General features: G+C 62.7%; 15 protein-coding genes and 1 tRNA gene. 5 read left to right on the top strand and 11 right to left on the bottom strand.

Translation table 11 applies throughout. The annotated features are described in order from the left end of the window. Window positions 1–57 precede the first annotated feature (57 nt). The 6 genes from ACFPTO_RS07395 to gloB all read right to left on the bottom strand — a co-directional run bounded on the left by ACFPTO_RS07395 (window position 58) and on the right by gloB (window position 9,081). Window positions 58–498 carry a DUF4149 domain-containing protein gene (locus tag ACFPTO_RS07395; protein ID WP_377710565.1) on the bottom strand — a complete coding sequence of 147 codons (441 nt, stop codon included), beginning with the start codon at window positions 496–498 and terminating at the stop codon, window positions 58–60. A 61-nt stretch (window positions 499–559) separates the two neighbouring features. Beyond that, window positions 560–1,036: a transcription elongation factor GreA gene (greA, locus tag ACFPTO_RS07390; protein WP_377710487.1), complete on the bottom strand. Its 477-nt coding sequence runs from the start codon at window positions 1,034–1,036 to the stop codon at window positions 560–562. Between the two features lie 180 nt (window positions 1,037–1,216). Then, window positions 1,217–4,471, bottom strand: coding sequence for a carbamoyl-phosphate synthase large subunit (carB, locus tag ACFPTO_RS07385; RefSeq protein ID WP_377710485.1), 3,255 nt, complete (start codon window positions 4,469–4,471; stop codon window positions 1,217–1,219). 173 nt (window positions 4,472–4,644) lie between these two features. Beyond that, entirely contained in the window at window positions 4,645–5,802 is a 1,158-nt protein-coding gene (gene carA / locus ACFPTO_RS07380; protein ID WP_377710483.1) for a glutamine-hydrolyzing carbamoyl-phosphate synthase small subunit, read from the bottom strand. A gap of 666 nt (window positions 5,803–6,468) precedes the next feature. Then, entirely contained in the window at window positions 6,469–8,118 is a 1,650-nt protein-coding gene (locus tag ACFPTO_RS07375; protein WP_377710481.1) for a transglycosylase SLT domain-containing protein, read from the bottom strand. 153 nt (window positions 8,119–8,271) lie between these two features. Beyond that, a complete protein-coding gene (gloB, locus tag ACFPTO_RS07370) occupies window positions 8,272–9,081 on the bottom strand; it encodes a hydroxyacylglutathione hydrolase (RefSeq protein WP_377710479.1) in 810 nt (269 codons plus the stop codon). Between the two features lie 21 nt (window positions 9,082–9,102). On the opposite strand from gloB, the gene ACFPTO_RS07365 reads away from it, so the two are divergent. From ACFPTO_RS07365 to ACFPTO_RS07345, 5 genes are all read left to right on the top strand, one after another. Then, complete coding sequence (locus ACFPTO_RS07365) at window positions 9,103–9,936, top strand: class I SAM-dependent methyltransferase (RefSeq protein WP_377710477.1); 834 nt, start codon at window positions 9,103–9,105, stop codon at window positions 9,934–9,936. Then, entirely contained in the window at window positions 9,933–10,382 is a 450-nt protein-coding gene (rnhA, locus tag ACFPTO_RS07360) for a ribonuclease HI (protein WP_293035204.1), read from the top strand. The genes ACFPTO_RS07365 and rnhA overlap by 4 nt, the downstream gene beginning before the upstream one ends. Before the next feature lie 42 nt (window positions 10,383–10,424). Beyond that, on the top strand, window positions 10,425–11,183 hold the full coding sequence (dnaQ, locus tag ACFPTO_RS07355) for a DNA polymerase III subunit epsilon (protein ID WP_377710475.1): 759 nt from the start codon (window positions 10,425–10,427) through the stop codon (window positions 11,181–11,183). Between the two features lie 48 nt (window positions 11,184–11,231). Further along, a tRNA-Val gene (locus ACFPTO_RS07350) sits at window positions 11,232–11,306 on the top strand. A gap of 697 nt (window positions 11,307–12,003) precedes the next feature. Next, entirely contained in the window at window positions 12,004–13,203 is a 1,200-nt protein-coding gene (locus ACFPTO_RS07345) for a porin (protein WP_377710473.1), read from the top strand. Window positions 13,204–13,350: 147 nt separating this feature from the next. On the opposite strand, the gene ACFPTO_RS07340 is transcribed toward ACFPTO_RS07345, so the two are convergent. From ACFPTO_RS07340 to ACFPTO_RS07320, 5 genes are all read right to left on the bottom strand, one after another. Next, complete coding sequence (locus ACFPTO_RS07340) at window positions 13,351–13,704, bottom strand: hypothetical protein (RefSeq protein ID WP_377710471.1); 354 nt, start codon at window positions 13,702–13,704, stop codon at window positions 13,351–13,353. A gap of 707 nt (window positions 13,705–14,411) precedes the next feature. Next, window positions 14,412–15,728 carry an HlyD family efflux transporter periplasmic adaptor subunit gene (locus ACFPTO_RS07335; protein WP_377710469.1) on the bottom strand — a complete coding sequence of 439 codons (1,317 nt, stop codon included), beginning with the start codon at window positions 15,726–15,728 and terminating at the stop codon, window positions 14,412–14,414. A gap of 34 nt (window positions 15,729–15,762) precedes the next feature. Next, window positions 15,763–17,271 carry an efflux transporter outer membrane subunit gene (locus tag ACFPTO_RS07330; protein ID WP_377710467.1) on the bottom strand — a complete coding sequence of 503 codons (1,509 nt, stop codon included), beginning with the start codon at window positions 17,269–17,271 and terminating at the stop codon, window positions 15,763–15,765. A 67-nt stretch (window positions 17,272–17,338) separates the two neighbouring features. Further along, window positions 17,339–17,779: a MarR family winged helix-turn-helix transcriptional regulator gene (locus tag ACFPTO_RS07325; protein WP_377710465.1), complete on the bottom strand. Its 441-nt coding sequence runs from the start codon at window positions 17,777–17,779 to the stop codon at window positions 17,339–17,341. Between the two features lie 130 nt (window positions 17,780–17,909). Then, window positions 17,910–19,472 carry a DHA2 family efflux MFS transporter permease subunit gene (locus ACFPTO_RS07320; RefSeq protein WP_377710463.1) on the bottom strand — a complete coding sequence of 521 codons (1,563 nt, stop codon included), beginning with the start codon at window positions 19,470–19,472 and terminating at the stop codon, window positions 17,910–17,912. Between the last annotated feature and the right edge of the window lie 154 nt (window positions 19,473–19,626).

Here is a 19,626-nt window from a genome sequence, read left to right as displayed (position 1 = left end):
CGCAGGCCTCAGAACAGTGCGCTCACGTGCAGCACTTCCGCAGTACTTCCCGTGGCGCTACGCCGCGCGAGACCGCCATGCGGCGGGCAGCAGCCACACGAGCGCAACGCCCAGCAGGCTACAGATCAAATAGAAAAAGCTCGACACGCCGTGCAGGATGCCAAAGCGCGCCGCATCGGGCGAATTCGCGATATCCACACCGGCAACCGCAGCCTGTACGCGCAACGCATTCATGAACGGCTGCACCGCGAAATAGCCGATCAGCACACACAACAGCATCCCGGCCAGCAGCCAGCGCAAGCGCCGGTACGGCTCTGCGCCGCGCCGCACCAGCACGTTGGACAGCGCGAGCATCAGCACGCCGCAAGTAAGGCCGACGAGCCCTTCGATCCGGAAGAGCTGCGCGGCGATCGCGCCGGCTGTCATTCGGTCGAGAGAGCCAAACAGCACAGGGGCGGCTGCATAGCCGATAGTCAGCTGGCTGCCCACCCAGAGCATGGCCAGGAGGCCAAACAGACGGTGTGCAGCCGAGGGAGCGGGACTCACGCGGGCTTACCCGTCAGATGTAGCGAACGTCGATGACTTCGTACTCGCGCACGCCGCCAGGTGCCTGTACGGCAGCAACGTCGCCTTCCGACTTGCCGATCAGCGCGCGCGCAATGGGCGAGCTGACCGAAATGAGACCGTGCTCGAGGTCGGCTTCGTCGTCGCCGACGATCTGGTATGTGACCGTTTTGCCCGATTCGAGGTCTTCGAGATCGACGGTCGCACCGAACACTATACGGCCGTCCGCCTCCAGCGAAGCCGGATCGATGACTTGCGCCGCAGCGAGCTTCGACTCGATCTCGGCGATGCGGCCTTCGATGAAGCCCTGCTTTTCCTTCGCCGCGTCGTATTCCGCGTTTTCGGACAAATCGCCCTGCGCACGCGCTTCGGCAATGGAATTAATGACCGCCGGACGCTCGACGGATTTCAGGCGCTGGAGTTCTCCGCGCAATTGATCTGCGCCGCGCCGGGTCAGGGGAATCGTGCTCATAGACAATTCAAATAGCCCAGATGGCCTTGGGGCCATAAAAAAAATCACCGCGGTTAAGTGCATCCCGTGAAGGCGCCGACGACGTAAAAACGCGCCGGACGTAGACCCTGAGGGACGCCGCTTAACCGCGGCAGCTAGCGGAGTTACCCGCCTCGATGGTGATTAGACAGACAGTCAAACTTAGTTTAGGCGAGCGTGAAGTCCTTGTAAATCATAGACGTCCAGGTTCTTCAGGTAGCGCAGTCCCTCGACGGCAGCCCGCGCACCCGACATCGTTGTGTAGTACGTGACCTTGTTGGCCTGCGCGCTCATCCGGATCGAACGCGAATCGGCAATGGCCGCGCGCGTTTCATCGACGGTCGTGAAGACCAGCGAAATATCGCCGTTCTTGATCATGTCGACGATGTGCGGACGGCCATCCTTCACCTTGTTCACGACCTTCACCGGCACGCCGGCCGCCTCGATCGCGGCAGCCGTGCCGCGCGTCGCAACCAGCCCGTAGCCGAGCTCGTGCAGCATGCGCGCGACTTCGACGGCCTTCGGCTTGTCGCTGTCCATCACGGTGATGAATACCGTGCCCGATTCCGGCAGGCGCGATCCGGCCGCGAGCTGCGACTTGAAGAGCGCTTCGCCGAAGGTCTTGCCCACGCCCATCACTTCGCCGGTCGAACGCATTTCAGGTCCGAGTACCGGATCGACGGTCGGGAACTTGATGAACGGGAATACCGCTTCCTTCACGCTGAAATACGGCGGCTCGACCTCCCTGGTCACGCCCTGCTGTGCAAGCTTCTGGCCGACCATTGCGCGCGCCGCGATCTTCGCGAGCGGCAGGCTCGTGGCCTTCGACACGTACGGCACCGTACGCGAAGCACGCGGATTCACTTCCAGCACGTAGATGACGTCCTTCTTCGAGCCGTCATCGGCGGGAACCTGCTGGATGGCGAACTGCACGTTCATCAGGCCGACCACGTTCAGCGCTTTCGCCATCGCGGCCGTCTGTCGCTTGAGTTCGGCGACGGTTTCCTTCGAGAGCGAATACGGCGGCAGCGAGCAGGCCGAATCGCCGGAGTGCACGCCCGCCTGCTCGATGTGCTCCATCACGCCGCCGATAAACACTGCTTCGCCATCGGAGATGCAGTCGACGTCGCATTCGATTGCGTCGTTCAGGAAGCGGTCAAGCAGCACCGGCGAGTCGTTGCTGACCTTCACGGCCTCGCGCATGTAGCGCTCGAGGTCGCGTGGCTCGTGAACGATTTCCATCGCACGGCCGCCGAGCACGTACGACGGGCGCACGACGAGCGGATAGCCGATTTCGTCGGCGAGCTTGAGCGCGTCGTCTTCGGTGCGCGCGGTGCGGTTCGGCGGCTGGCGCAGACCGAGGTCCTGCAGCAACTTCTGGAAACGCTCGCGGTCTTCGGCGGCGTCGATCATGTCCGGCGACGTGCCGATGATGGGCACGCCGTTCGCTTCGAGGTCGAGCGCGAGCTTCAGCGGCGTCTGGCCGCCGTACTGCACGATCACGCCGACCGGCTTTTCCTTGTCGACGATTTCGAGCACGTCTTCAAGCGTGAGCGACTCGAAGTACAGACGATCCGAGGTGTCGTAGTCGGTCGAAACGGTCTCGGGATTGCAGTTGACCATGATCGTTTCGTAGCCGTCTTCGCGCATCGCGAGCGCGGCGTGCACGCAGCAATAGTCGAACTCGATGCCCTGACCGATCCGGTTCGGGCCGCCGCCCAGCACCATGATCTTCTTGTTGCTGGTCGGATTCGCCTCGCATTCGTCCTCGTAGGTCGAGTACATGTAGGCGGTTTTCGTCGCGAATTCGGCCGCGCACGTGTCAACGCGCTTGTAGACCGGGCGCACGTTCAGCGCGATGCGGCGGCGGCGCACGTCGTCGGCGCTCGCACCGACGAGCTTCGCCAGACGACGATCGGAGAAACCGCTTTGCTTCAGATAGCGCAACTCGTCCTTCGAGAGGCTTTCGAGCGTGCGGCCCTTGAGCGCCGCTTCCTTGCGGACGATCTCTTCGATCTGCGCGAGGAACCACGGATCGATTGCCGTTTCCTCGAAAATCTCTTCGCGCGTCATGCCGACGCGGAACGCGTCGCCCACGTACCAGATGCGGTCCGGGCCGGCTTCGCCGATTTCGCGGATGATCTCGTCGCGGCTCGCGGTCTTTTCGTCCAGACCGTCCACGCCGACTTCGAGGCCGCGCAGCGCCTTCTGGAACGATTCCTGGAACGTGCGCCCAATCGCCATCACCTCACCCACCGACTTCATTTGCGTGGTGAGGCGCGGATCGGCTTCGCGGAACTTCTCGAACGCGAAACGCGGAATCTTCGTCACGACGTAATCGATGGTCGGCTCGAACGACGCCGGGGTCTGACCGCCGGTGATTTCGTTGCGCAGCTCATCGAGCGTGTAGCCGACGGCCAGCTTCGCCGCGACCTTCGCGATCGGAAAGCCCGTGGCCTTCGACGCGAGCGCCGACGAACGCGACACGCGCGGGTTCATCTCGATCACGATCATGCGGCCGGTGCGCGGGTCGATCGAGAACTGCACGTTCGAGCCGCCCGTGTCCACGCCGATCTCGCGCAGCACTGCGAGCGAGGCGTCGCGCAGGATCTGGTATTCCTTGTCGGTGAGTGTCTGTGCCGGGGCGACGGTGATCGAGTCGCCGGTGTGGATGCCCATCGGATCGAGGTTTTCGATCGAGCAGACGATGATGCAGTTGTCCGCCTTGTCGCGGACCACTTCCATCTCGTACTCCTTCCAGCCGAGCAGCGACTCTTCGATCAGCAGTTCGCGCGTGGGCGAAAGATCGAGACCGCGCTTGCAGATCTCTTCGAATTCTTCGCGGTTATAGGCGATGCCGCCGCCCGAACCGCCGAGCGTGAACGACGGACGGATTACGACCGGATAGCCGCTCGTGCCGGTGGCCGCCGTGATTTCGGCGTGAACCTTGATCGCCTCCTCCATCGAGTGCGCCGTGCCCGACTTCGCCGATCCAAGGCCGATCTTCGTCATCGCGTCCTTGAACTTCTGGCGGTCCTCGGCCTTGTCGATCGCCTCGGGCGACGCGCCGATCAGCTCGACGCCGTACTTCTTCAGCACGCCTTGATGATGCAGGTCGAGCGCGCAGTTCAGCGCGGTCTGGCCGCCCATCGTCGGCAGGATCGCGTCGGGGCGCTCCTTCTCGATGATGCGCTCCACCACTTCCCACGTAATCGGCTCGATGTAGGTGACGTCGGCCGTGTTCGGGTCGGTCATGATCGTCGCCGGATTGCTGTTGACGAGAATGACCTTGTAGCCCTCTTCTCTCAGCGCCTTGCACGCCTGCGCGCCCGAGTAATCGAACTCGCACGCCTGGCCGATGATGATCGGACCCGCGCCGATGATGAGAATGCTCTTGATGTCTGTCCGCTTCGGCATAACGCTCTCGCTAAATATCCTTGTGTCTTTGGTCCGGTGGGCGACGCGCGGCGCTCAATGCGCCAACGCGTGCTACGCCGCTCACCGCCGGATGCGCGCGTGGGCCGCCCTATGCCGCACGGCTCGCTGCGCATCCTTGCCTGATGCTGGCTCGCGCCTTGCGCGTGCGAGCCTTACGCCGCCGCGCTGCGCCTGCCGCCCTTCGCTTCGTCCATCAGCGCGATGAAGCGGTCGAACAGATAGCCGATGTCGTGCGGGCCCGGCGATGCTTCCGGGTGCCCCTGGAAGCAGAATGCGGGCTTGTCGGTCAGCTCGAACCCTTGCAGCGTGCCGTCGAAGAGCGAGACGTGCGTGACGCGCGCGTTGGCGGGCAGCGTATCGGCATCGACCGCAAAACCGTGGTTCTGCGACGTGATGACGACGCGGCCGTCGCCGAGATCCTTCACCGGATGGTTCGCGCCGTGGTGGCCGGTCTTCATCTTCATGGTCTTCGCGCCGACCGCGAGGCCCATGATCTGGTGGCCAAGGCAGATCCCGAACGTCGGGATGCCGCGCGCGATGAATTCCTGCGTCGCCTTGATCGCGTAGTCGCACGGCTCCGGGTCGCCGGGGCCGTTCGAGAGGAACACGCCGTCCGGGTTGAGCGCGAATGCGTCGGCAGCCGTGGCCTGGGCGGGCAGCACGGTGACGTGGCAACCGCGCTCGGCCAGCATGCGAAGGATGTTCTGCTTCACGCCGTAGTCGAACGCGACGACCTTGTACTTCGGCGCGGCCTGCTTGCCATAGCCTTCGCCCAGACGCCACTCCGTGGTCGTCCACTCGTACGGTTCGCCCGTCGAGACGACCTTCGCGAGATCCATGCCCGCGAGGCCCGGGAACGAGCGTGCGAGTTCGATGGCCTTTGCTGCGTCGTCGGAACCGGCCAGAATGGCGGCGTTTTGCGCGCCCTTGTCGCGCAGAATGCGCGTGAGCTTGCGCGTGTCGATGCCCGCGATCGCCACGACGCCTTCGTCGCGCAGATAGTCGTCGAGCGTGCGCTCCATGCGGAAATTCGACGCGAGCACCGGCAAGTCGCGGATGATCAGCCCGGCGGCATGGACTTTCGTGGCTTCGACATCTTCGGCATTGACGCCGACGTTGCCGATGTGCGGATACGTGAGGGTAACGATCTGGCGAGCGTAGCTCGGGTCGGTCAGGATTTCCTGATAGCCGGTGATGGCCGTGTTGAACACGACTTCACCGATCGTATGGCCCGGCGCACCGATCGAATAACCACGAAAGACCGTGCCGTCGGCAAGCGCGAGCAGAGCGGGAGAGAAAGACGGCAACACGGGAGACTCCTTGGGGGAACACCCAGTGCCGACCTGTTTATCCGACCGGCAACCTTGCGGCGGCTGCGGCGTCGGCATCCTCGGGATGCGCGCGCGGCCCGCTCGCTGGTTTGCTCGCTTTCGTCGCATTTTGCGGCGGGGCTGGCTGCGGTACTGCCGGACCTGGGTTTTGCACTCCACACGCAAGGTGTCGGGGCGGACTTCGGTCGGCGCCAGCGGCCAGAGGCGCAATTCGCGGGCGGCGGATGAACGGATGGGAGGAGGTAGGCGCTAGGGTGCGGGTTGATAAGCTCAAACCTTCAAATTATAGCGCAAAAATACCCTTTCTTTCAAATTTCAGGATGAATCACCCCGGACTGGCGTGCGTAGACAGGCGCGCGCCAACCGATGCAACGCCCGGTGTAAAAGCGGGCGCAACACCCTTTTCACTATAGCCCCCGGGCGCCCCGCCACAAGGCGCTGCGTTTGCGCCCTCGATTGCATCCTTGATTGCGCGCCTGATTGTGCCCTTTGTTGAATCCGGGCCATGCTCGCCGCGCGCTGCCGCGGCACGAATGAAAACGCCGCCACACGTGCGGTGGCGGCGCATGAAGTCAAACGATGAGTGATCGGAGCGAATTACCATGCGCTGCCCCCGCAACGCATGAAGTCACCCTTCGCAAGCCGCTATTGTGCTTTCCGCTTGTGCGTATGGGTGACGGCCTTCTGGCGGCTCGCCGTCCCCTTCGACGCATTGACAGGCGCGGCGCTCGACGGCTTGACCTTCACCGGTTCGGAAACCTTGGTGATCTCGACGCGCACGCGACCATGCTTCTTATCGTAGCGCGACTTCGACCCAGTGTCTGCAACCCGGGTGCCGATGTGCTGCACGGCGCCACCCGACACGTTTGTCGCGATGCGCACCGGTCCCGGTTCGCTCGGCATCGCCTTGCCGACCGGCACGTGCAGAACGAGCACCTGACCCGGCATGACGAGATCGCGATGCGTCTTGTTCCACCCCTTCAACTTGCCGACCGACACGCCATAACGGCTCGCCACCGTTTCCATCGACTGCTTGCGGCGCACCCGGATCAGCATCTTGCGCGTGTCGGGCACATCCGGCTCCATGGCGAGCACGGCGCTTTCGGCGACGTTGGCGCTGATGTCCTCGTCGTCGTTGTCATCGGTGCGCGGCACGACGATCGTCGAGCCCGCCTTCAGCCGCATGCCCGCCGGAATCTTGTTCACCGACATCAGCGTACCCGCGTCCACGCCGATCTTCTGCGCAATCGCCGCGGGCGTCGCGCGCGAATCGGTCGTGTAGACCGTCCACGAAGACAGCTGCCCCTCGTACGACTTCAGGTTCTGCTCGAACGCGCTCGCATTGTCGAACGGCAGCAGGATCTGCGGCTGCGTCGCGCCGAGAATCACGGGCTTCTTGAACGAGGGATTGAGCGAGCGGAATTCGTCGGTGGTCATGTTCGCGAGCTTGGCGGCAACGTCCACGTCGATGTCGCGCGACGTGGTGACCGTGACGAAATAGGGGTGGTTCGGGATCGTCGGCAGCGTGAGACCGTACTGCTGCGGATTCATCACGATGTTCTTGACGGCCTGCAGCTTCGGCACGTAATTGCGCGTCTCGTTGGGCATGCGCAGGCTCTGGTAGTCGGTCGGCAGACCCGCAGCCTGATTACGCGCAATCGCACGCTGCACGTTGCCCTCGCCCCAGTTATACGCGGCAAGCGCCAGATACCAGTCGCCGAACATGTCGTGCAGGCGCGAGAGATAGTCGAGCGCGGCACTCGTCGAGGCAAGCACGTCGCGGCGCTCGTCCTGCCACATGTTCTGCTTGAGGTTGTACGTGCGGCCGGTGCCCGGGACGAACTGCCACATGCCCGCGGCCTTCGCGACGGAGAGCGCCTGCGGGTTGTACGCGGATTCGATGAACGGCAAGAGCGCCAGCTCGGTCGGCATGTGGCGCGCTTCGAGTTCTTCGACGATGTGGTACAGGTACTTCTGCGAACGCTCCGTCATGCGCGCGACGTAACTCGGACGCTCGGCGTACCAGTTCGCGTTCATGTCGACGAGGTCGGTTTGCAGATCGGGAATCTGGAAACCGCGGCGGATACGCCCCCACAGATCGGCATCCGCGCTCGTCAGTTGACTGACCGAGGCATTATCGACGTCGATGGTTTCTTTTGCGGCGGAGGTCTTGCGGAGCTGGTCGGCGGCGGCCTGGGGATCTTGGGTGGAAGAGCCCGAACGATTCGCAGATGGTCCCCCGCTCGCGCAGGCGGCGAGCATCAGGACCAGCAGCGCACTAAAGATAAATCGCATAAACATCTACATCCGCATGGCTGGAATTTGCAGCCGATAGTACGGAAGCCGCGTGTCCCCGTCAATCGAAAATATTCGAAAAAGTCATGAAAATCCGCAAGTTGGGTGCGGTTCCACACTCATGGGATGAGCTTACCCATCGACGCTTTCGGGTCAGCGGAACTTGTTCTTCCATTCGCGCATCAGCGTGAATGCGGCCAGCCGGTCCGGCACCGTTTCATGCAGCTGATCCGCGAGCGTCGCCTGGACAGCCGGATCGCTCGCGCGCAGAAACGGATTCACGGCGCGTTCGTGTGCAATCGTGGTCGGCAGCGTCGGTATGCCGCGCTCGCGCAGCGCCGCCGCGTCGCGGCTCCAGGCGCGCAGTGCGGCGTTGTCCGGGTCGCAGGCCAGCGCGAAGCGGATATTCGACAGCGTGTATTCGTGTGCGCAATGCACTTGCGTATTGCCGGGCAGCGCCGCGAGCGCATCCAGCGACGCGAGCATCTGCGCGGGCGTGCCTTCGAAGAGCCGGCCGCAGCCGCATGCAAATAGCGTGTCGCCGCAGAAGATGTGCGGCGTGCCGGCAGGGTCGGCATCCTGGAAGTACGCGATATGTCCGCGCGTGTGGCCCGGCACGTCGATGACCGTGAAGTCGAGCGCAGGCGCATCCAGATGTACGCGTTCGCCGCCCGCGACACGCGTGACGAACGGATCGAGTGGCCCGAGCGCTTCGCCGGACGGTCCATAAACGGGAACCCGCGCGTCGTGCAGCAGGGCGGCTACCCCGCCGACGTGGTCCTTGTGGTGATGGGTGAGTAAAATAGCGACGAGCCGCCAGCCGCGTTTCGCCAGACAGGCGCGAACCGGTGCGGCATCGCCCGGATCGACGGCGATTGCATTGTGGCCGTCCGAAACGACCCAGATGTAGTTGTCTTCAAAAGCCGGAACCGGTACGTATTCGTACGAAAGCGGACTCTTCATTGGGGCGGCGTATTCTTCGACATGTCTGACCGAACGATTATAGACTGGCCCGCCTGGACCGCTTCGCCCGCCGGTAAGTACGTCCTCGACTGGGAACAGGAACAGCTCGACCGGGTGGTATCGAATATTTTCGGCTACCACGCGCTGCAGCTCGGCATGCCGCAGCTCGACGCCCTGCGCGAAAACCGCATGTCGTGCCGCGGTCTCGTGCTCGATGGCGCGAGCGCCACGAGCGCGCCGTACACTGCGCCGTCCGCCCACGCCGATGGCAGCAGCGGCGTCATACAGCCGCGCCACGCGCCCGAAGGCCGCAGCACCGTTTGGTGCGACCTGCTCGATCTGCCGTTCGAGGCGCAGAGCGTCGACCTAATCGTGATGCCCCACACCCTCGAATTCACGAACGACCCGCACCGCCTCCTGCGCGAAGCCGAGCGCGTATTGATGCCCGAAGGCCAGTTGCTGATCGTCGGTTTCAATTCGCTGTCGCTCTGGGGCGCGCGACAGTCGGTGGGCAAGCTCGCGGGGCAGCCGTTCCTGCCCGCACGCCAGGACCTGATCGCGTTCACGCGGCTGAAGGACTGGATCAAGCTGCTGGGCTTCGAGCTTGAGCGCGGGCGCTTTGGCTGCTATCGTCCGCCGCTCGCCACCGACAAGTGGCTTGCGCGTTACGCCTTCATGGAAGCCGCCGGCGACCGCTGGTGGCCGATCTTCGGCGCCGTCTATATGGTTACGGCGATCAAGCGCGTGCGCGGCATGCACCTCGTCGGCCCGCTGAAGGTCAAAAAACCGGTGCTGGCGCCGAGCCTGAAGGCCGCCGCCACCACGCCCTCCCCTACACGCAACAAGGAAACATGACTGCTCCCGATTTCGTCGAGATCTTCACGGACGGCGCCTGCAAGGGCAATCCCGGCCCCGGCGGCTGGGGCGCGCTGCTGCGCTTCGGCACGCAGGAAAAAGAGCTGTTCGGCGGCGAGGCCGTGACGACCAACAACCGCATGGAGCTCATGGGTGTCATCGCCGCGCTCGAGGCGCTCAAGCGCCCGTGCCGGGTGATCGTCCACACCGACTCGCAATATGTCCAGAAAGGCATCAGCGAGTGGATCCACGGCTGGAAGAAAAAGAACTGGATGACGGCCGCGAAAACGCCCGTCAAGAACGACGATCTGTGGAAACGGCTCGACGCGCTCGTCGCGCAGCACGAGGTCGAATGGCGCTGGGTGAAAGGCCACGCCGGCCACCCGGAGAACGAGCGCGCCGACGCGCTCGCGAACCGCGGCGTCGCCTCGCTTGCCGAACTCTGAGCCGAGTCACGCCTTTACACGTAGCAACCTGATTTATCCGACATGCGCCAGATCATTCTCGATACTGAAACCACCGGCCTGAACGCCCGCACGGGCGATCGCATCATCGAAATCGGCTGCGTCGAGCTGGTGAACCGCCGGCTCACCGGCAAAAACCTGCACTTCTACGTCAATCCGGAACGCGACAGCGATCCGGGCGCGCTCGCCGTGCACGGCCTGACGACCGAGTTCCTTTCGGACAAGCCGAAGTTCGCCGAAGTCGCCAACGAGATCCTCGATTTCGTGACGGGTGCGGACATCATTATCCACAACGCGCCGTTCGATATCGGCTTCCTCGACGCCGAACTTAGGTTGCTCGGCAAGCCGCCGTTCAAGGAACACTGCGCCGAGATTATCGACACGCTGGTGCAGGCCAAGCAGATCTTCCCGGGCAAGCGCAATTCGCTCGATGCGCTGTGCGAGCGCTTCGGCATCAGCAACGCACACCGCACGTTGCACGGCGCACTACTCGACTCGGAACTGCTCGCGGAGGTGTACCTCGCGATGACGCGCGGCCAGGACAGCCTTGTCATCGACATGCTGGGCGAGACCGCCGCAGCGGGCGACGTTGCTGCGCCGCGCGTGCAGCTCGAGACGCTTGTGTTGCCCGTGATCGCGGCGAGCGCCGAAGAGCACGCGGCGCACGATGCGGTGCTCGACGACATCGACAAGTCGCTCAGGGGCACGAGCGTATGGCGCACGCAGCCCGTGGCAGAAGAAGCGAAACCAGCCGAAATAGCGGCTGCTACGCAGTCTGCTTAAAAAACACTTTACAAGCCTCGAAAAGTTCGTCATAATCCAAAGCTCTTCGGGTGGTTAGCTCAGCGGTAGAGCACTGCCTTCACACGGCAGGGGTCACTGGTTCGATCCCAGTACTACCCACCAGAATTCGTGGGTGTAAATCACCGAAGAACAAGGGCTCGCGTCGAAAGGCGCGAGCCCTTTTCATTTTGGCCGCACCAATCCGTAGTTGATCCAAGCGTGATCCATGCGAACCCGGGCCGGATCCGGGTTGTGTTGCGGCGATGAATCTGGATTGACGCACCCAATGCGCCGTAAGCCGTGAGCGGATCCTGTGTATCGCTCAGTCACGCTTGCAACAGCGCGAGTGCGTTACACGGTGCAGCCGTTCTGACCATCGAACGTTGACTGCGCAATCAACGTTAGCCGCGGCGATGCAGCGAACAACCTTCGGCCTGCCAGGCAGGGATAGCGTCTTACCAGGTCGGCAAGCGGGAGATAGGCGAAATGGTTCGGCTCGCTGCGCAATATGATTAGCAAACCGAATCATAGGCGGACTTAAATTCGTGCGGCTCCATACACGCACAGAGCCGTTGAGATCGGCGGAGCGCACACCCGGAAACGCCAGCGGGATACCCGAAGCCGATGGCACGTCACCCGCACCGCGCTTCGCGCAGGCTCCACAGCGGTCCATCAAGCGGTAACCACCGGCCGCAATACGACCCATATTCAAGGTCTACCGTGACTCATAAGTATGTTGCAGCCATGCGACACTTTAAATAATTATTAGCCGTTTTGAAATGGGCGCAAATATTATCCCTCATCGAAGGCAAGGGCTTTAATGGAGAACGCGTGCTCCACGCCCACACCGCTGCACATTGCCTGCTTAAACCAAATCAATAACGAGGACGACACGATGAGAAAGACTACTGCAGCGCTCGGCGCTTCCCTGCTTGCGCTCTCGGCACAATCGGCTTTTGCACAAAGCTCCGTCACGCTGTACGGCATCGTTGACACCGCCATCCGTTTTCAAACCAACGCGGATGCAGCCAACAACAACCTCATCGGAATGACTGTAGGCGCTGTTACGCCTAGCCGCTGGGGCTTGAAGGGCAAGGAAGATCTGGGCGGCGGTCTGTCGGCTATCTTCAAGCTCGAAAATCAATTCCAGCTGTGGAGCGGCAAGCTCGACAGCACGTCGAACCAGCTCTTCAAGCGCGCCGCATGGGTCGGCCTGTCGAGCGACGAGTTCGGCACGCTGACCTTTGGTCGCCAGCAAACGCCGTTCTTCGAAGAAATGGGCAACACGTTTGACCCGCTGACCGTTGGCGACTACTGGCAAGACAGCTGGATCTACAACCCGGTTGGACCCTTCCTGTACTCCGACAACTCGATCAAGTACGCCAAAACGCTCGGCGGGTTGAGCGTGAAGGCAATGTACGGCTTCGGCAACCAGGCGGGCAGCGTCGGCAAGGACAGCATGTACGGCCTGACCGCAACGTACACGTTCGGACCGGTGGAAGGTATCGTTGGCTGGCAACAGAACGACGCGCCCGTGCGCACCTCCCTGTTCAACCCCACCGGTGCCCAGGGGAAGTGGAATCAGGTCAACGTCGGCGTGGTTTACACGGTCGTTCCGGCGGTGCGCCTGATGGCTGGCTGGCTTCGCTCGCAGGACCGGACCGGCACGGTTGACAACGCACAGGTTCAAAGCGGCGACGGACTCCCGCTCGGTTTGAACCCCAGCCCGAATCGTATCGACAACAACTTCTACATCGGCACGACTTGGCAAGCTACTGTGCCGCTCCTGATTACCGCTGTTGGCTACTACGGCCGCACGCAAAACGCAACGATGCTCGACAATACGCTCGGCGGCGGTCACAACTATTCGGCCACGCTGCTGGCTGAGTACGCACTGTCCAAGCGCACGGAAGTCTATGGCACGGTCGACTATACGCGCGGCACGGGTGCATACCTCACTGCCTATCCGGGCCACAACAACCAGACTGGCGTCGCCCTCGGCCTGCGCAACATCTTCTAAAACGAGCCCGGCCATGTGCCGGGACTGCTGATTCAGCACTGAACCGCATGCGTGAACACGCATGCGGTTTTTTTTCGCCCTCGGAGCGCCACGTGATCGCGTCACCGGAAAATCGACACGCATCGGCCCTGCCAGCACATGTGCGAATCAGGCTGAACAGCCTTCCACTTCCAGTGTCCGGATGTCGCCGATCAGTTGACGGCCTCGATCGTCGAGCGCTTCGTCATGGAACAGCAAAAGATCGCGCAGCGATGCAGCAAGCATCTCGACAGGGCGATGCATGGACGGAAGAAAAGGCCATGCATGCAGGAGATAGATCAGCGGCGTCAGCTCGCGACGCTCGCACCAATGATCGAATAGCGCGATGCACAGCTCGTTGACTTGTGCGCGCAAGCGGAAATCCGCGTCCAGACCATGCGGACGCGCTTTGATGCCGATGTACGCGAGCCCATGGCCATTCCGGCTCTCTAATATGCTTTCCATTGCTTTTGCCTCGATCATCGCTCTCTGGGTCCTGAAGAACGCGGTGCAGTGCAGGCGCCAGCCGCAGACTCTGCTGCACGAAATCCGGGCCAACATGCTGGCGCGGCCGACGCTCCTGTCGTCGGCGATTGCTTCGCGCTTCGCCCCCGTCGCGCGAATTCGAGCCCGCTGCAGCCTGCCCCGCCTTTTTGCGTTACTGAAGACAGCTATCGCAACATGTAAGCTGCGGCAGCCGATTGATCGAACAGTTCGCGCCGGTCACAACCACCGGCAGTAACGAACGTCGTATTGCAATAGCTAGAACGACCGTACTCGCCGGTCGCGGGAAAAATCGTCATGCCGACATCGGATTCTGGCTCAAGCTAAATAACAGGCCCGTTGTAAACATTGTCGAGTTCTTGTCGTCTCGACTATCGATGTTTCCCTTGTGTCCATTTAATTGCCAAAAACGACGAACCAAATTAAGGGAAAACCCGTGTGAAAACGTTTGTACGCTCTAACGGCTGATCTTCATCAAGCGAAACATCCGGCTCCCTGGAAATGTCGCCGCCAGGAAGTCCGCCCCCCGAACGTGAACCGCTCGCGCACGAGGATGCGCTCCAGCCGTTGAGCTATTTGAACTAAAGCGGCCGGATAACCGCTACGCATGGCTTGCACGATGTGCCGGACCACTAACAAGCATGTCGCGATATTGAAAGGCTCTTGTCACACGAAGCGCGCACGACTCATCCCGCTGCAACCGTACGTCCCGTCCGATCGCGCGACGCCGCACGCTTCGCCATTGGCGCGGCGCCCGTCGCGCGCGTTGCCATTTCGTTCTGCTCGATGACCTTCGCGATCTCCGCCTCGGCCTGTGCGCCGTATTGCGCGAAGACATCCGTACGATAGCTCGTCTTATTCGCGGCACCGAGTTGCGTGCCGGAATCGTCGTGCGTATCGGCATCGACCAGCATCGACAGGCCGATACGCAGCGGGTGCGCTTCGAGTTCGCGCTGATCGAGCTGGATGCGAACCGGCAGACGCTGGACGACCTTGATCCAGTTGCCCGTCGCGTTCTGCGCGGGCAACGTCGCAAACGCACTGCCCGTCCCGGCCGAGAAGCCTTCGATCCGGCCGTGATATTTGACGCTCGAGCCGTACACGTCTGCCGTCAGCGTGACCGGCTGGCCGATGCGCATGTGTCTGAGCTGCACTTCCTTGAAGTTCGCGTCCACCCACACGCCGTCGAGCGGCACAATCGCCATCAGCGGCGTGCCCGGCGACACGCGCTGGCCGACCTGAACCGAGCGCTGCGCGACGTAGCCCGTCACCGGGGCCGGCAAGGTGTTGCGCGCGTACGCGAGATAGGCATCCCGCACCTTCGATGCGGCAGCCTGTACGTCAGGATGGTTTTCGACCGTCGTGCGGTCGGTGAGCGCGTGGTTCGCCTCGGCTTGCTGGCGGGCTGCATCGCGTGCGGCCTGCGCCGCACTGACCGCATCGCGCGCGTGAGCGATGTCTTCGGCAGAGACTGCGCCCGTATTCGCAACAGCTTCGCGGCGGCGCAGATCGTCCTGAGCGCGCGCGAGGTCCGACTCGCGTTGCGCCACGTTCGCCGCATAGAAGTTGTTGTTCACATACAGGCCGCTCACACGACGCACCGTCTGGCCAAGCGCCGCCTCGACGTTCGCCAGCGCAATTCGCGAATCCGCCGGGTCGAGCGTGACGACCGGATCGCCGGCTCGCACGATCTGCGTGTCATCGGCATTGACGGCGATCACGGTGCCCGTGACCTGCGGCGTGAGCTGCACGAGGTTGCCGCTTACGTAGGCGTCGTCCGTCGTCTCGTGATAGCGGCCAAACGTGGCGTAGTAGGCGCCCCAGGCCGCTCCCGCCGCCATCACGGTCACACCGAGAAGGACGAGCAGGAACCTGCGGCCGCCCGGGGGCGTTGCTGCCGGGCCGGTGGCGACGGAAGCGGCCTCGACGCCGCCCGTCGTTTCGGTGGGCTTTTCGCGGTTCTGACCGGCAGTCTCGCGCTCGGGTGCGATGGTTGCGCTCATTTCAGATCTCCTGACGTTTAGGCAAACGTGCCGTTCAATGCACGGCGACGGTGTGGTAGGTGGATGCGGCGGCATCCGCGCTGCGGATGACTTCCGCTGAGGCATCGACATAGCCGCCACCGAGCGCCGACGCGAGCGCGATCTGCTCATCCCGCCGGTTCATCTTCAGATTGGCGATGGCTTCATCGGCGTTCAGCGCCGCGACATCGGCGTTAAGCACGGTCAACTGGTTGGTCAGGCCAGCCTTGTATTGCGTGATCGCGAGCTGGTCCGCGCCTTGTGCAGCTTCTTGCGCCGTTTGTGCGTCGACGAGTTGCGCGTCGCTCGACCGGATCTGTGCAAGCTGCGTGGCCACTTCGCTCAGTGCCGTGACGAGCGTCTGGTCGTAGGCGGCGACCGCATAGTCGAATTCCGCGTAACGGCCTTTCAACTGGGCGCGCAACTCACCCGCATCGAAGATGGGCAGATGGATCGCCGGCCCAACCGAAGCCGTCCGGCTCGCCGCCGTGAGAAAGCGGCCAAAACCGAACGCGTCGAGGCCAATCGCGGCACTCAGGTTGATGTCCGGGTAGAACTCCGCCTTCGCTTCCTTGACCTCGTGTGTCATCGCATCGACGCGCCAGCGGGCGGCGACGATGTCCGGGCGGCGGCTCACCAGATCCGCGGGCAGGTTATCCGGCAGCCGCACTTCGTCGCCGATACCGAGCGCGGGCCGCGCAATCGACAGGCCGCGATCCGGGCCTGCGCCGATTAGCGCAGCCAGTTGATAGCGCACGGTCAGAATGCTGCCGTCGAGTGCGGTGACATGTGCGCGGCTCGTCGCGAGATTCGCCTGCGCGGTCTTGCGTTCCACTTCCGTATCGAGACCGGTCGCGATGCGCCCCGCCGTGATGCGATCGATCTGCTCTCGGCGCGCGACTTCCTGTTGCGCGATGTCGCGCAATACGTAGAGGCGAGCCAACTGGTTGTAAGTGCGCGCGATTGCCGTGGACAGCGTGAGCTTGACGACTTCTTCGTCTGCCCGGCTCGCTTGTGTCTGCGATACGGCCGACTTCAGCGCTTCGCGGTTCTTGCCCCACAAGTCGAGGTCGTATGAAGCGCTCAGCAAGCCCTTGTTTTCGGTTTGCCAGGAGCCTGCATACGGCGGCGGAATCAGCGCGGCGCCGCTGAACTGCTGGCGCGTGAGCGAGTAGGTCGCATCGACGCGCGGCAGCGTGTTCGCCTTCGCCGTTTCGCTATAAGCCTGTGCCGCGGCCACCCGCGCGCGCGCCTCGTCGAGCGTCGGGCTGGCCTGCAGCGCTTCGGCGATCAGCGCTTTGAGCTGCGCATCGCCGAACTGATCGGCCCAATCGGCGGCCGGCCAGCGCCCCTGCTGCGCAGGCAGGCTCTGAGCCGTCTCGAACTGTTGCGGCGTGGCGATCTGCCTGTCGCTATGGATGCCCGCATAGTTCGCGCAGGCCGACAGCACCGCCGCGAAAATCGCCGACACACCCAGTTTCAGAGCACGGGTGCGGATGTGGACACGAATGCCGGATTGCTTCATCTGCGGTTTCATTTTCTGACTTGTCAGATTAATGGATAAAAAAACGAGCGGCGCGTGGCCGCATCGTTCAGTCTCCGTTGAACTTGCGAAGGAGGCGGCACAACTCGGTAAACTCCGCCTTACTGAATTTGCGCAGCCGCGCGTTCAGAATCTGCGGCGCAATCTCCGGAATCCGGGCCGTGACTTCCTCGCCCTTCTTCGTCAGCTTCAGATTGACCACGCGGCGATCATCCACACTGCGCGAGCGTTCCAGCATCCCCTTTGCATCTTCCAGTTTGTCCAGCATGCGCGTCATCAGACCCGTATCGATCTCGAGCAGCTTCGACAGCTCGAACGGCGTGGTGGCCACGCCCTGCTGGATCGACAGCAGAATGCCCATCTGCTGGCTTGTGATGTCGAGTTCCTTGAGCCCCGTGTCCATTTCCGCGACGATCAGGTTCCGCGAGCGGGTCAGCAGGAATCCAATACTCTGGGTAAGCATGAAGTTCTTCGTCGTGTAGTGGTCCATCGCATTTCCTCGGTAATCTGAATGCAGACTATCTGCAATGTCAGATACTGTCAAATTTTTCTTCGAGGAACCTTTGCGCTTATTGCGCCCGTCATTGCCCCGTTCGTTGCACTGGGCGATTTCGCGTCAGTCAGTGCCCGCCGGCACCCGCCGCGCCCGCGCCAGCGCCCTTGCCCGGCCTCGTCACCCAGATCAGCGGAACGATGGCGACAAAGATCACGGCCGAGATCCAGAAGATGTCGTTCAGGCCCAGCATGGTCGCCTGCGTGTTGAGCGACGCTTCGAAGAAGGCCGTCGCCTTCGGTGCGCCCGCGCCAAGCATTGTTTGCAGACGTGCAATGCTGCCGACGAAAGCCGGATTGTCGACGCTCGTCTGCTCGACCAGTTGCGCGTGATGAAGGATCGTGCGATCGCTCCAGGCGTTGCTCAGCAGCGACGTCCCTATCGCACCGGCCAGAATGCGCACGAAGTTGGACAAGCCAGCCGCAGCCGGTATTTTCTCGGCCGGAAGCCCCGAGAGAATGATGGCGGTGAGCGGCGTGAAGAACAGCGCGGTGGGAATGCCTTGCAGGAGCGTCGGAAGCACCAGCGTGTAGGCGTCGATGCCCGTCGTGTAGTGCGAGCGCATGAGAAACACACCGGCAAATCCGACGAATGCCAACGTGGCGAGCACGCGCGTATCGGAGCGCGGCATGACCTTGCCCATCACCGGCGCGAGCATCACCGCGAAGATCCCGAGCGGCGCCGTCACGAGCCCCGCATCCACGGCGCGGTAGCCGAGAAAGCCCTGAATCCACTGCGGCAGCAGCACGAGGTTCGCAAAGAAAATCGCGTACGCGACGGAAATCGCCACGGTGCCGCCCAGAAAATTACGCCGCGCGAACAGCCGTAAATCGACGATGGGTTTTTCCTCGGTCAGTTCCCAGATCAGGAAAAACACGAAGCTGATTGCCGCCACGATCGTCAGCGCCCAGATCACCGGCGAATCGAACCAGTCGAGGTCCTTGCCTTTGTCGAGCATGATCTGCAGCGACGCAACCCACACGATCAGCGAGATCAGCCCCACTTTGTCGATGGGCAGCTTGCGCGTCGGCGTTTCGCGGTCGCGGTAGACACTCCAGACCGTCGCTGCCGCGAACAGCCCGACCGGCACGTTGATGTAGAAGATCCACGACCAGCTGTAGTTGTCCGTGATCCAGCCGCCGAGCGCCGGGCCCACGATCGGCCCGACTGTCGCCGTCATCGCCCACAGCGCAAGCGCGTTCGAACTCTTTTGCTGCGGAAAGGACGCGAGCAACAGCGCCTGCGACAGCGGCACCAGCGGCCCCGCCACGGCGCCCTGAACGATCCGCGCGATGAGCAGCACCTGCAGGTTCGGCGCGAGACCGCATGCCGCCGACGACAGCACGAACAGCAGAATCGCCCCGACGAACAGCTTCACTTGCCCCACGCGCTGCGTGAGCCAGCCGGTCAGCGGAATCGACACCGCATTGGCCGCGGCGAACAGCGTGATGACCCACGTCCCTTCGTCGATGGATACGCCGAGGTTGCCGGAGAGCGTCGGAATCGCGACGTTTGCAATCGACGAATCGAGCACGTTCATGAAGGTGGCGAGCGCCACGGCGAACGTGCCAAGGACAAATCTTGCGCCGGTCAGGGAGCGTGGCGCATTCGCGCCGGTCGACGGGTTCATGCTGCGTCCTTTGAACTCGGATCGCATGGTATTTCAGCGATCGGCATATATCTGATTAGTCAGATATATGGATAAAAAAAACGGCCCATTGGCTCACAGGCTGTTTGCAAACAAGCCTGACCGCGGTTTCAGATTCGACCTGCGTCGGCCCTCA

The organism is Paraburkholderia denitrificans, assembly GCF_042655705.1.
Lineage (GTDB): Bacteria > Pseudomonadota > Gammaproteobacteria > Burkholderiales > Burkholderiaceae > Paraburkholderia > Paraburkholderia denitrificans.
The sequence above is the reverse complement of the archived record's forward strand: the minus strand, read 5'-3'. Positions and strand labels throughout refer to the sequence as shown.

What these genes read in the sequence shown, in the direction of transcription:
- dnaQ (WP_377710475.1), top strand. Translation starts at nt 10,425, where the DNA reads ATGCGCCAGATCATTCTCGATACTGAAACCACCGGCCTGAACGCCCGC.
- ACFPTO_RS07335 (WP_377710469.1), bottom strand. Translation starts at nt 15,728, where the DNA reads ATGAGCGCAACCATCGCACCCGAGCGCGAGACTGCCGGTCAGAACCGC.
- carB (WP_377710485.1), bottom strand. Translation starts at nt 4,471, where the DNA reads ATGCCGAAGCGGACAGACATCAAGAGCATTCTCATCATCGGCGCGGGT.
- gloB (WP_377710479.1), bottom strand. Translation starts at nt 9,081, where the DNA reads ATGAAGAGTCCGCTTTCGTACGAATACGTACCGGTTCCGGCTTTTGAA.
- ACFPTO_RS07340 (WP_377710471.1), bottom strand. Translation starts at nt 13,704, where the DNA reads ATGATCGAGGCAAAAGCAATGGAAAGCATATTAGAGAGCCGGAATGGC.
- ACFPTO_RS07345 (WP_377710473.1), top strand. Translation starts at nt 12,004, where the DNA reads ATGGAGAACGCGTGCTCCACGCCCACACCGCTGCACATTGCCTGCTTA.
- ACFPTO_RS07375 (WP_377710481.1), bottom strand. Translation starts at nt 8,118, where the DNA reads ATGCGATTTATCTTTAGTGCGCTGCTGGTCCTGATGCTCGCCGCCTGC.
- rnhA (WP_293035204.1), top strand. Translation starts at nt 9,933, where the DNA reads ATGACTGCTCCCGATTTCGTCGAGATCTTCACGGACGGCGCCTGCAAG.
- ACFPTO_RS07320 (WP_377710463.1), bottom strand. Translation starts at nt 19,472, where the DNA reads ATGAACCCGTCGACCGGCGCGAATGCGCCACGCTCCCTGACCGGCGCA.
- ACFPTO_RS07395 (WP_377710565.1), bottom strand. Translation starts at nt 498, where the DNA reads ATGCTCTGGGTGGGCAGCCAGCTGACTATCGGCTATGCAGCCGCCCCT.
- ACFPTO_RS07330 (WP_377710467.1), bottom strand. Translation starts at nt 17,271, where the DNA reads ATGAAGCAATCCGGCATTCGTGTCCACATCCGCACCCGTGCTCTGAAA.
- ACFPTO_RS07365 (WP_377710477.1), top strand. Translation starts at nt 9,103, where the DNA reads ATGTCTGACCGAACGATTATAGACTGGCCCGCCTGGACCGCTTCGCCC.
- ACFPTO_RS07325 (WP_377710465.1), bottom strand. Translation starts at nt 17,779, where the DNA reads ATGGACCACTACACGACGAAGAACTTCATGCTTACCCAGAGTATTGGA.
- greA (WP_377710487.1), bottom strand. Translation starts at nt 1,036, where the DNA reads ATGAGCACGATTCCCCTGACCCGGCGCGGCGCAGATCAATTGCGCGGA.